General features: G+C 60.9%; 13 protein-coding genes. 8 read left to right on the top strand and 5 right to left on the bottom strand.

Going from position 1 to position 11848, the window contains the following annotated elements:
- Nucleotides 1-3: 3 nt before the first annotated feature.
- The 3 genes from AC06G8_RS21555 (at nt 4) to AC06G8_RS21565 (ending at nt 1230) form a co-directional block, all read left to right on the top strand.
- Nucleotides 4-372, top strand: a complete 369-nt coding sequence (locus AC06G8_RS21555) for an AbrB/MazE/SpoVT family DNA-binding domain-containing protein (protein ID WP_480283904.1) — start codon at nt 4-6, stop codon at nt 370-372.
- A complete protein-coding gene (locus AC06G8_RS21560) occupies nt 372-584 on the top strand; it encodes a type II toxin-antitoxin system PemK/MazF family toxin (RefSeq protein ID WP_480283905.1) in 213 nt (70 codons plus the stop codon). The genes AC06G8_RS21555 and AC06G8_RS21560 overlap by 1 nt, the downstream gene beginning before the upstream one ends.
- A gap of 202 nt (nt 585-786) precedes the next feature.
- Complete coding sequence (locus AC06G8_RS21565; protein ID WP_480283906.1) at nt 787-1230, top strand: GNAT family N-acetyltransferase; 444 nt, start codon at nt 787-789, stop codon at nt 1228-1230.
- Nucleotides 1231-1485: 255 nt separating this feature from the next.
- Here the strand turns inward: AC06G8_RS21565 and AC06G8_RS21570 are convergent, their stop codons facing one another.
- Both AC06G8_RS21570 and AC06G8_RS21575 read right to left on the bottom strand, forming a co-directional pair.
- Entirely contained in the window at nt 1486-4089 is a 2604-nt protein-coding gene (locus AC06G8_RS21570; RefSeq protein WP_480283907.1) for a helicase C-terminal domain-containing protein, read from the bottom strand.
- Nucleotides 4076-4291 carry a hypothetical protein gene (locus tag AC06G8_RS21575; protein ID WP_480283908.1) on the bottom strand — a complete coding sequence of 72 codons (216 nt, stop codon included), beginning with the start codon at nt 4289-4291 and terminating at the stop codon, nt 4076-4078. Before AC06G8_RS21575 ends, AC06G8_RS21570 begins: the two co-directional genes overlap by 14 nt.
- A gap of 79 nt (nt 4292-4370) precedes the next feature.
- Here AC06G8_RS21575 and AC06G8_RS21580 point away from each other — a divergent pair, with 79 nt between their 5' ends.
- The 3 genes from AC06G8_RS21580 (at nt 4371) to AC06G8_RS21590 (ending at nt 7534) form a co-directional block, all read left to right on the top strand.
- The gene (locus tag AC06G8_RS21580; RefSeq protein ID WP_480283909.1) at nt 4371-5210 is read left to right on the top strand and encodes an alpha/beta fold hydrolase; all 840 of its coding nucleotides are present in this window, start codon (nt 4371-4373) and stop codon (nt 5208-5210) included.
- A 204-nt stretch (nt 5211-5414) separates the two neighbouring features.
- Nucleotides 5415-7016 carry a histidine kinase N-terminal 7TM domain-containing diguanylate cyclase gene (locus AC06G8_RS21585; RefSeq protein WP_480283910.1) on the top strand — a complete coding sequence of 534 codons (1602 nt, stop codon included), beginning with the start codon at nt 5415-5417 and terminating at the stop codon, nt 7014-7016.
- A 149-nt stretch (nt 7017-7165) separates the two neighbouring features.
- Nucleotides 7166-7534: a hypothetical protein gene (locus AC06G8_RS21590; protein ID WP_447663188.1), complete on the top strand. Its 369-nt coding sequence runs from the start codon at nt 7166-7168 to the stop codon at nt 7532-7534.
- A gap of 52 nt (nt 7535-7586) precedes the next feature.
- On the opposite strand, the gene AC06G8_RS21595 is transcribed toward AC06G8_RS21590, so the two are convergent.
- Nucleotides 7587-7754, bottom strand: coding sequence for a hypothetical protein (locus AC06G8_RS21595; protein ID WP_447663189.1), 168 nt, complete (start codon nt 7752-7754; stop codon nt 7587-7589).
- Nucleotides 7755-8038: 284 nt separating this feature from the next.
- A complete protein-coding gene (locus AC06G8_RS21600) occupies nt 8039-8992 on the bottom strand; it encodes a hypothetical protein (RefSeq protein WP_480283911.1) in 954 nt (317 codons plus the stop codon).
- 192 nt (nt 8993-9184) lie between these two features.
- Between AC06G8_RS21600 and AC06G8_RS21605 the strand changes: the two genes are divergently transcribed.
- Nucleotides 9185-9355, top strand: a complete 171-nt coding sequence (locus AC06G8_RS21605) for a DUF1540 domain-containing protein (protein ID WP_480283912.1) — start codon at nt 9185-9187, stop codon at nt 9353-9355.
- 270 nt (nt 9356-9625) lie between these two features.
- On the opposite strand, the gene AC06G8_RS21610 is transcribed toward AC06G8_RS21605, so the two are convergent.
- Complete coding sequence (locus tag AC06G8_RS21610; RefSeq protein WP_480285485.1) at nt 9626-10570, bottom strand: GTPase; 945 nt, start codon at nt 10568-10570, stop codon at nt 9626-9628.
- Between the two features lie 702 nt (nt 10571-11272).
- Between AC06G8_RS21610 and AC06G8_RS21615 the strand changes: the two genes are divergently transcribed.
- On the top strand, nt 11273-11803 hold the full coding sequence (locus tag AC06G8_RS21615) for a cupin domain-containing protein (protein WP_480283913.1): 531 nt from the start codon (nt 11273-11275) through the stop codon (nt 11801-11803).
- The last annotated feature ends 45 nt before the right edge of the window (nt 11804-11848 follow it).

Below are 11848 nucleotides of genomic sequence, written 5' to 3' on the forward strand. Positions count from 1 at the left end.
AACATGCCCGTGGCGGGGCCGCAGGACGTCAGGGAACAAGGACAAAAAAATCTGGATGAAAGCAAGGTGATTCATCTGAAGCTGGCAGCAGAACCATTGGCTCGAGGTGTGATCAAGACTTGGGGAAATAGCTTGGCATTGCGGATCCCCGCCGATGTGGCGAAAATGTACAAATTCGCTGATGGTGTTGAGATCGAATTCCTCCCCTCCGACGCAGGTTTCTTCGTTCAGCCACATGTTTATCCCGCAGCTGATGACCAAGAGAGTCTGAGAGCGTTTTATTTGTCTTTAGTTTCCCAAGTCACCGATGAAATGGAGGGATATGAAGACGAAGAGGAGCGCTGGGAACCCGTGGGGGATGAGATCGATTAATGGGCATTACCGGTGACGTGAAGCGCGGAAGCATTGTATATTTAAGCCTGAATCCTACTAAGGGACAGGAACAAGCCTCGTATCGTCCGGTACTTGTTGTCTCGGATGGAATCATAATGGCTAACGCGTCAACGGGAAGCTCGTGGGAAAGTCGGATTGGACGGAACTCTGTGGTGGGGCAATTCCGAATCATGCTCGATCGGTCGATCTAGACGCTCGAAACGCAGTTGTGATTGGCGAGATTGATCCACAAAGTGATTTTTACAATAGAACGATTACAATTCTCCGGTCCATACTTGCATAAAAATAGAGCCCGTATGCAGATCAACATCGCTGCTGCGGGCTCTCTATTCATCGACCGAAGGAGCACCCTTGATCTTGTGTCAACAACATCGTTTGAAGGGGAGTGATTCCATGCGCATCGGAGAACTGACGGAATTCCATCCGGAGCTGCTGGAGCTGGCGAGGCTGGCCAATAAAGAAGGCCACCGCCATATGGAAAGGCTCGCGAATGACTACTTGAACGGCGCCAACCGGTTCGCGGAGCCGGGGGAAATGCTGCTTGCCGCATGGGAAGGCACGTCGATCATCGGCATTGGCGGCTTGAATCGGGATCCGTATGCGGAATGCGGCCGGATAGGCAGGGTAAGGCGGGTGTATGTGCGTCCTGAATACCGCAGGAACGGAGTCGCGAAGCAGCTCATGTCGGCCCTCATTGCGGCAGCGCAAAAGAACTACGACAAGCTGACCTTGTACACGGAACACGAGCCGGCGGCAAGTCTGTACCGTTCCCTTGGATTCAAGGAGAGCCCCGAGGGGGGCCGCAACAGCCATTCGCTGGAACTGGCGGGGTCGTAGAAAAAAGAAAGCAGGCTTCTTCTGAGTGGAACCAGCCTTGATCACCGGCTTGCTCCGCCTTGTCCCTTTTCTTAGTCCGCCCCTTCGCTTCGCCATTCTTCCGGCAGCAGCCGCTGGTAGCGGGGCTGCTTGATCACCGGCTTACTCCGCCTCGTCCCTTTTCTTAGTCCGCCCCTTCGCTTCGCCATTCTTCCGGCAGCAGCCGCTGGTAGCGGGGCTGCTTGATCACCGGCTTGCTCCGCCTCGTCCCTTTTCTTAGTCCGCCCCTTCGCTTCGCCATTCTTCCGGCAGCAGCCGCTGGTAGCGAGGCTGGAGATAGCGGTCGTCCACGAGCAGCAGGACGCCGGTGTCGCTCTCGGAGCGGATGAGGCGCCCGCCGGCCTGCAGCACCTTGCTGATGCCGGGATAGACATAGGCGTAGTCGAAGCCGCTCCGTCCTTGCTTCTTCTCGTAGGCGGCAAGCAGATCGCGTTCGGGGCCGAGCTGGGGAAGCCCGACTCCGATGACCGCGACACCCTCCAGCCTCTCGCCGGCGAGATCCACGCCCTCGGAGAAGATGCCGCCCATGACAGCCATGCCGAGCAAGGCATCGCTCCCGGGCTCCGGAGGCTGGTAAGCGGCGAGGAAGCGGTCCCTCGCCTCCTCGTCCATGTCGGGCCTCTGAAGGCGCAGCCGCAAGCCCCGCTTCTCGCCTTGGTTCCCCGCATGCGCAGGGAACAGCATTTCTTCCGCAGGCTCTCCGGCATCGGCAGCCTCTTCTGATGCATGCAGCGCGTCGAAGCTGCCGGAATTCAATTCCAGCAGAAGCTGTCCGTATACGGCGTTCATATAAGCATAGGAGGGAAAGAAGGCGAGCCAGTTGCCTCCCTTCTCCCGTACGGCGTCAAGCAGCAGGCGGGCGAGCGGCTGGAGCGTGGCGCCGCGGTCGGCATAACGCGTGGACAGCGGCACGAGGCGGACCTCAAGCTGCTCCCGTCCGAACGGGGACGGCAGCGTCAAGGAACGGTCTTCCTCCATGGCGCCGAGCTGATCCATATAGAAGGGCAGCGGCGACAGAGTCGCGGAGAAAAACACGCGTCCTCCGTAAGCCTTGCCCGTCTGCTGCAGCAGATGGGATGGATCGAGGCACATGATTCTCGCCTTCACGCCGCCCCTTGCCAGCTCGGCCATCGCAACGAACCGCTCGTCCATCCACTCCCCGGCAGCTGCGAACGCTTTGGCTGCCCAGTAGGCTTCGAGCAGCATCGCCGCGTTCTCCGCTCCGCTCTCATCCCCGCCTGCCGCCAAATGCGGCTCCGCCTGCGCGATGAACGCATGGACCGATTCCAGCAGCTGCTGCGGAGGAGCTTCCGATACATAGGCGCCCGGACCTGCCGGACGCAGCCCTCCGCCGCCCGCGGCAGCTCCAGCCTCCGCTTCCTTGCGCAGAGCGATGAACGCCGCGTTGACGCCCTTGGCAGCGGCGGACAGTCCGGCGGACAAGCCCTTGTAAGCCCGCTGAAGCGCCAGGAAAGGCGCCTTATCCAGCTCCGCGCTGTACATGGAGCGGGCGCGGTCGGGCAGATTATGGGCCTCGTCGACGAGCAGCGCGGTTCCCTTGGCCTGCTCGGCCAAAAACCGCTTCAGCGATACCTTGGGATCATAGATGTAGTTGTAGTCGCAGATGACGGCATCGGAGGCATAGGCCGCCTCAAGGGAAAATTCGAACGGGCACACCCGGTGCTTGAGCGCGTACCGCTCGATGGCCTCGCGCGTCATCAGCGTCTCATGCTCCATCAAATCCAGCATCGCGCCGTTGATCCGGTCGTAGTATCCGTCCGCGAACGGGCAGTCTTCCTTGCGGCAGCTGACGGTCTCCTGCAGGCAGATCTTCTCCTTTGCCGTCAGCGTGACGGCATGGAGCTTCAATCCTTGCTCTTCCATGCGGCGGACCGCATCCTCGGCTGCAGCCCGCGTCGTCGTACGCGCCGTCAGATAGAACAGCCGTGAAGCCGCACCCGTTCCGAGGGCGCGCACAGCGGGCCAGAGCACCGACATCGTCTTGCCGATGCCGGTAGGGGCTTTGGCGAAAAGCCCTCCCTTATCCTCCAGCGTCTTGTATACGGCGGCGGACAGCTTGCGCTGACCGGGACGGAAGCCTCGGAACGGGAACTCCAGCCGCTCCAGGCTGGCATTCCGTTCCAGACGATGCCGGCGCAGCATCCGGGCGAAAGGAGCGTACTGCTCCAGCATCCAGACCATTCCCTCCCGCAGCTCGTCCAGCGCGAAACTCCGCCGGATCCGGGATACCGCCCCCGAGTCGACCTGCACGTAGGTGAGCTGAACGTCCATCCGTTCCAGGCCTTGCTGAACGGCATAGATATAAGCGTAGCCCCTGGCTTGCATCCAGTGGACCCGGTGGCCTTCCTCTCCCAGATCCTCCAGCCTCCCGGAGGTAGACTTGATCTCGTCGATGACGGGACCGCCTTCTTCGGCGAGCAAGCCGTCGCAGCGTCCCTCCACGGTCCAATCCACGCCGCCCAGGGCCATCTCCATGCGCAGAAACACCTCGCGCTCGCTGCCTTCTCCATATTCGGCCTGAACCTCTTTGTGGATCCGGGTCCCTTCCGTCAAGGACGTCAGGCTGCGGAAGCCGGCCTCGATGCTGCCGCTGCGGCATGCATATTCGGCCAGCGCCCTCACCGCGATTCGAACCGCCGGCGCGGTTTGTGCCTCTTCCGGTTTCCCCAGCGCTTCCGGCATTTCTGCCGCTTCCGGCGCCTCTGCCGCATCTGCAGCTTTCGGGTCTGCCGGCGCTTCCGCAGCCTGCTTCGGTCCGCCTGCATCCGTTCCGCTTTCCTCCGCTTCAAGCCGTTCCATCCGCGCCGTCCCCTCTCCGTCTTCTTCTGCGAACACTCGTTCCTCCATTGTAGCACGAATCGGCATCCTGCACGATCCCGCCGGCCAGTCCCGGATCGACGCCCGCTCCGGAATTGCCTCCACCGTTCAGGCGGACTCGATCTCCCGCCGGGAACCGGAGCCGGCGCGTCGCCATGCGCCCAGCCGGGTAAGAAGGGGACATGCAAGCTCACTTCGCATCCTTCCCGACCCTGCAAGATACAGCCCGACTAAAACACAAGATCTCAAGGAGGTTTTTACCAATGGGAATCTATATCGAAGCGGAGCCGAACGTCCGCTTGTACGTCGAGGATCTCGGCCAAGGACATCCGGTCGTGTTCCTGCACGGCTGGCAGGCCAGCCAGCGCATGTTCGAGACCCAATCCGTGCTTCTCCCGAAAAACGGCTACCGCTACATCGGCATCGATTTCCGCGGCTTCGGCAAATCCGACTCCCCATGGGAAGGCTATGATTATGACCGCATGGCGGATGACGTGAGGGCCGTCGTGGACAAGCTCGGCCTCGCGTCGTTCACCCTGCTCGGCTTCTCGATGGGCGGAGCCATTGCCGTACGGTACATGAGCCGCCACCGGCAGCATGGCGTGGAGCGCCTCATTCTGGCGGGCGCCGCCGCGCCGCGCTTCACGCAATCCGAGAGTTTCCCTTACGGCACGCCGCCGGAGATGGTCGACGAGATGATCGACAACACTTACCGCGACCGCCCGGCCATGATCAGCGACCTCGGCACCAAGTTCACGCACAAGAAGCCCTCGCCTCCATTCGAGGCCTATATGATGATGCTTTGCCTGGAAGCGACCGCGCATGGCACGATACGGGCCATGGAATCGCTCCGCGACGAAGACCTGCGGCATGATCTTTCGAACATCAGCGTGCCGACGACGATCTTCCATGGAGTCAAGGACGAGATCTGCCCGTTCGAGCTGGCCGAGGAGACCAAGGCGCGCATCCACGGCTCCACCATGATCCGCTTCGAGGAAAGCGGCCATGCGATGCTCTACGATGAGCCGGCCCTGTTCAACGAGTCTTTGCTGAATCTGCTGAGCGCCAGCAGCGGAACGGCAGCGGCGGGACGCGCGCTCTAGCCCTGGCGCCCCTCTCCTCTCCCTTCCCGGCTATCGGGCAGGAAGACGAATCCAGACGCTCTTGGAGATCAAAAGCCCCTTTTCGGGGCTGTTTTCCTTCCTTTTCCATAAATATTGCGGCTTATCGTCACATTCGCTGTTCCATCGAGCCTGCGGCTGTGCTACGCTGAGGAAACTAGATTCCACTGGAACGGGATGTATGACGTGACAGCCTTTACCTCTACCTATATCGTTCTGACGGCACTGGCCGGCGTCATGAACGTTTTTGTCGCCCTCTATGCCCTGATGGGCAGGGCTTTGTTCTCGGGCAAGCGCGTCTTCATCCTGATGGCGCTGGCCAATTCCCTCTATACGTTCGGAGCCGCATTGGAGAAGACGTCCGAGACTCTTGACGGCATGATGCTCTGGACGACCGTCCAGTATGCCGGGATGCCTTTCTCCGCGGTACTCACCTTGCTGCTCGCGCTCCACTTTCTCGGCAAGGCCGACCTGATCCCCGCTTGGGGACGCTGGCTTCTGTTCGTCATACCCTCCATCACCTTTCTCCTTGTTCTGACCAACAGCAATCACCATCTCTTCTACCATGACATCTACTTCCAAAGGGGCCCGTCCACGCCGACGATGGATTTCACGATGGGCGAATGGTACGTGGTCCATGGCTGCTACACCTCCGGCATCCTTTTCGCGGCTCTCTCCCTCGTGTTCCAGGCGCTGATCCGTCCCGGGAACGATTCTTACCGCCGCCAGCTGATCGCTTTGTTCGCGGGCATCCTGCTTCCGATTGCAGCCTCGCTCCTCTACTTGCTGGGCTTCAGTCCGAACGGAGTCGATCCCGTGCCGGTCGTGCTCTGCTTCACGAGCCTTCTGTTCGTCTATGCCTTCCTGTCCACGGACAAGATGGCCTTGCTTCCCGTCGCGCGGGAAAACGTCATGGAGAGCATGGGAGAAGGCGTGCTCGTGCTGGACGCTTCCTGGCGCCTGCTCGACAGCAACCGTTCCGCCCGCGTTCTGCTGCCCGCGCTGGCACGCTCCGCCCTGGGACAGAGCCTGAGCAGCCTCGAGCTTCCGGACGGAGCCGCCGCAGCCCTCCGCAGCGCCTGGGAGCAGCCGGGCAAGCCCTATTCGTTCGCAAGCCCTGCGCTGCCGGGCGAAGAGCCTCGCTGGTGCGAGGTCTACGCGGCTCCCATCTCAAGAGGCGGGGGACATGCCGGCGGCTGCCTGCTCGTGCTGAGCGACATCACGGAGAGGCGAAGCATGCAGGAGGAGCTCAAGCGGCTGGCCTCCCACGACCCGCTGACGGGAATTCTCAACCGCGGCGCCTTCATGCGCGAAGCGGAGGAAGCGCTTGTCCGCTGCTCCGGCGACGGACTCCCCGTCTCGATGATCCTGTTCGACATCGACCACTTCAAAGGCATCAACGACTCGCTCGGCCATGAAGCCGGCGATTCCGCCTTGCTGCACGCCGTCTCCGTGTGCAGCGCTCTGCTCGGTCCAGGCGACCTGTTCGCGCGCTACGGCGGCGAAGAATTCGTGCTGCTGCTGTCCGGCATCGACAGCTTCACGGCCGAACAGCTGGCGGAATCCATTCGCATGGCGCTGGAGAATACTCCTGCCCTCGACCCGGACGGACGGCCTCTCGGCATCCGGGCGAGCTTCGGCGTCGCCAGCTTCGGCGTCGCCGGCTTCGGCAGCGCGGCACTGCCCGTGCAGGATGCCTGCCGAGCGTTGTTCCGCTCCGCCGACCAGGCCCTTTATGCAGCCAAAGAGCAGGGAAGGAACCGCGTCATCTCCGCACCGTCTTCATGAAATCCTCTGTCCCGAAGCCGAATCTCTCTTCTGGCAGCGGCTGGCAAGCGCTCCTCCGCGCTTGCCCAACAGCGGAGGAAGGGTTGCGCTTCCTTTATAACCGAGTATAATAGTCGGTATAAATGGGTTGGAGAACAGGAGAGACGCCGATGACGAATGCGCAAAAGTATGCTCAGTGGATGGATGACCAGCTGGATCTGTACAATTACGCCGTACGGATCGGCGACGATCCATGGCGGCGCGAGCTGCTGCAGCAGCTGCAGGACAAAGAAAGCTTCTACGAGCAGCTGCTCCGAGATCAGGCCCGTTCGCAGCTGTGGAGCGAATTCGAGGAAATCAACCGCAGACTGGAAGGCCTTTACGGCCGCCTGAAGGAAGCGGAGAACGACGAGATCCGCGCCCGGCTATGGGAAGCGGCCTGGAAGCTCCGCAAGGAACGCTCGCGACTTGCCGCCCGCCTCCGCGAGAGCGCAGCTGAAGAGAGCCGGCAGCCAGGCAGGAGCAGCTTGAAAGGGTAGTATAAAAAAGGGTATCCAGCCGCAGCCGGCCGGATACCCTTTTGCTGTCGTTCTAGGCGTTCAGCCCGGATTGCCCGCTTGCCTTGCCGCCTTCCGGCTCGGGATCGTCCTGCTGCTCGACCGTCTTGCTCGGCACTTCGGCGCCTCCCTTGCCGACTTCGGCCTCCTCGCTCTCGACTTCATCGCGCACCGACTTGTCCTTCTCCGCGAATGATTCCATGTCCTCATCCCTTTCTCGTATAATAAGCCTCATGTTCTCATGTTCTTCCTTCAACGGTTTCCCGGGTTTAGAAACGCCTTCCCTGCCTCACTGTTAATAGAGCCTTCCCGAGCGATAGCAGTCCATACCTGAATCATCGACGCAAAAGGACTCACGGCTGGACGGGGCGACGGCATCGCTTGCCGCGAGCCTGGACATGGGGCCGAGGCGCCGCCAGCCATAAAACAAAGCCGGCCCGGAAAATCCGGCCGGCTGTCGATTGCTTCAGGGAGGATTCAGTCGCACTAAATCGGAATTTGCTTGCTTCTCCAGAGACTCAGCTCATCGGTCAGCTTGCCGCCATTGCGGTCAGAGACCTTGAGGAAGTTGGACAGCTTGAGCAGCAGCGGGCTCTTGGAGACATCTCCGTCCGCCACGGCTTTCTTGTAGGCTTCAACCGCCTTGGCATCGATGGCTTTGCTCTCGTAATCGAACAAAAGCGTATTGTTGCTGCCATAAAAGACGTTCCACTTGGTCTGGAGGTACATGGACTCCACCTTGGCCTTGCGGTTCGAGGACGGATAGCTGCGCAGGAATTTCTCCTGGGCCAGGTTGCGCTGCAGCAGCTCTCCCCATCCGATCATGATCGCCGCATCTCTAAGCGTCGGCTCCGACGTCTCGAGGGACATCATCGCGATATAAGCGGCGATATCCGCCCCGACATGGGACTTGTAGGCTTCATAGGACACATAGTCGATTTCGGGGAAGTACATCCCTTCCGCCGTGGAGATGCGGTAGCCTTGGCTGCCGGCTTCGCCGAGCAGCTTCTTCGTCTTCTCGTCAGCCGCGTATTTGACCAGCGAATCGATAGAGCCGCTGCTTCCCTTGCGCCAAGCGGCGTTGACCGCTTTCTGGACGGAACTCGCGGCGATGCGGTTCTGCAGGGATTCCAGCCCGGCAGTCTGCGCATTCTCCAGACGGAGCACCATCATGGATGCCGTCCATTTATCGGCTTCTCCGATATGTTTGTTCAAATAGGCAACGGCCTGGCTCAGCGTCTTGGAGCTGGATGCCAGCCTGATATATTCGTTGTACATCTTCTTGATCGCTGCCGCATCAGCGGGAACGGAGGTTATGGCCGCCTCGCCTGCAGCGGGTGCCGGCTGGCCTTCGAGGGCAAATACAGCGCTGCCTCCGGAGAGAGCCATCGTCAAAGCCAAAACAGAGCCTGCGGTTCGTTTCCAAGTCTTGTTCATCATGTCTTTCCTCCCTATCATTCAGCTCTCTTGCTTCAGGTGCGCACCCTGCTCACCCTTTCAGACGGTATATACACGGGAAGGTTGCACGAGAATCAAAGTCCGCTCCGCATCCATGCCAGTCATGCCGGTTCGGCAGCCCGCATACCCTATTAGGGACAGGTATCCAGCAGCATCGAGACGGAGGTGAATGCAATGGCATGCGAAGTATCATGCGAGGTCAGCAGCTGCAAGAACTGGTCTCTCAACAACGTCTGCACGGCGGCAGCGATCACAGTGGCGTTAGCCGGCGAGCGGGCGGACCGCAAGGCTGAGGACGCGGGCTGCCGCACGTTCGAGCCCAGACAGCAGGAAGCTACCGCCTGATTTCCTTTTTCTCCGATCGACCGAAGCGGCGGTACTGGCATTCGCACAACTGTTGGCTGCTGGAATGAGCTGCGCCGCCGTTGTTGCAACGGTGCAGGTCGAGCCGGCGACGGTCGAGGGCCCGTTGGCCTGCAAACGACAAAAAGGCGCATAGGCGCCTTTTTGTCGTGGAAATTATTTGAACGTCATCCTGCATATCCATACAGCCGGTCAGAGGAGCAGGTTCGAAGCATGGGCTTCGACTTCCAGGCCCCGATCTCCGCAGCCGTCTTACCCCTTCGCTTGCTTGCGGAACATGCCGTACAGCTTGCCGATCGTAGCGGTATTGATATCCATATTGTTCTCGTAGGCATACTTGACCGCGTAGCCGAGCGCCAGCGTCATCGCACCGGCCACCGAAGCTCCGGCTACTGACCCTGCTCCGGGAAACAGCTTCAGCACTTGCCTGAATACGCTTTTGCCGATATTGCCGACCACAGTGGCGACGACGAGCTCGCGAGCCGTCTCCTTGCTGATCGGCTTGCCGTACAAGACGGCCAGCCGCGTAAGCAGTCCGATCTGCACGGCCGTGATCGGCACGATATCCGCTCCGGGAATCGGAGCCGCGCCGATGGCCGAAGCGGAGGCTGCCGCTCCCAGGATCCACTTGTTAGCCGCCGCCGATTTCTCCTTGAGATTTTTCGCGAACAGCAGATCCTTGGACTTTTTTCGGAGCAGCTCCAGAATGGCGGCCCTCAGCGCTTCGATATTCTCGCCGGTGCGGGAGGAGACGGGGACGACATCGTACTTGCCTCCGGTCTCCTGCTTCACCCTTGCTGTGATGCGGTCGACCTCGTCCGCCGCATCGATCTTGTTGAGCACGATCAGAATATTCGGATTCGTGTCCCGAATCGCCTCGAAGGAGCGCTTCTCCGCCTCCGAATACACCGTTCCGGCTGCATTCAGGAAGAACAGGATGATGTCTGCCTGACGGTAGTAATCCATCGTCTGCTGCGAGTTCTCCACCCGTACGTCGTTCAGGCCGGGCGTATCGACGAAGAAGATCCGCTCCTTGAACAAGTACGGCCGGATATCGGCCGTCTCTCCAGGCTCCGCCCCGACTCCCGCCACCGTTTCGCCGACGATGCGGTTGAGGGTCGAGGATTTGCCCGCGTTCACGTCGCCGACGAGCGCGATCAGAATATCCTGGTCGAGCTCCCTGCCGATCTCGGCCATATGCTGCTCGTATTGCGCCTCCGCGGCTCGTCTCCATTCCACTTCCCAGCTGGAAGCTGCGGGCAGAAGCTCATTCAAGCGTTCCTCGAGAGGAGGTGAGAGCAGACTGGAGTCCGAGCGGGAATTATCCGCTGCAAGCGCGGACATGGAGCCTCCTTCCGCCGGGTGGACCAGCAGAGCGCCGGCGCTCTGCTGGCTAGAGACCAGATCCAGCTCGGCAGCGGCGGCATAGGCGCCCGCGGCATCCCCTCCCGGGGGCGCCGCCGCGCTTGCTCCGTCCTCGGAGCCATCCGAGAACGCCGACGCATAGGATGCGCTCTCATTCGTCCATGGCGCCGAGGCGGGGGCTCCGGATGTTTCGGAGGAAGGCGCCGACGCCCCGGCAGGCAATCCGGCCGCGGCCGCACGTCCCGCTTCGATCATGACATCCGCCTCGCCTTGCATGGCCTCCTCGGCCATTTTCCGAACGCGATCCGCTTCCGGCAATTCCCGTCCCTCGTCCTGTCCATATACCCGCTCTTCCATTCCCAGTTCTCCCTTCGGCTCTCCCCGTATTCGACCGTCATGAAGTCTATCTCTTCTCTTACCTCGATAATGCCCGTCGTGAATCTCGCGAAGCCGCCACGCGGTGGAAGAAACGGTTGCCGGCACCGCGCCGCGGGTATGTTAGCCTCATAAACCTGAAAAACAAGGAGGTCCGCCATGAAACCCGGTCCCGAGCATCACCCTTCCGTCCGAACATTTGCTTTCCACGATGACGGCAGCATTCCCAACCATCCCAGCCTCCACGTCCTTTTCTATCCGTCGGCCGTCTCCGAGCCGGGACGGATGGAGCTGCTCTTCGCCTCCAACGGATGGGGAAATACCTGGACGAACGGCGTCTTTTCCTATCATCACTACCACAGCAATGCCCATGAGGCGCTCGGCGTCGCGCGCGGCAGCGCCAAGCTCCAGCTGGGAGGAGAGCAAGGAGAGATCGTCGAGATGGAGGCAGGCGACGTGCTCGTCCTGCCGGCCGGAACCGGACACAAGAAGCTTCGGGCGAGCGCCGATTTCCTGATCTCCGGCGGTTATCCCGGAGGCATCGATTACAATATCCGCACCGGCGAGCCCGGCGAGCGTCCGCGCGTGCTGGAGGAGATCCGGCTCGTGCCGATGCCCGCCTCCGATCCCGTTTACGGAAAGGAAGGACCGCTTCTTACGCTGTGGAACAACAACCAAGGGGCCAGATAGAACATACGACGGACTCGGCCTCTGGTCGAGCCGGCTGCGGTCGGA

It is taken from the genome of Paenibacillus sp. SJS-P3 (assembly GCF_056711585.1).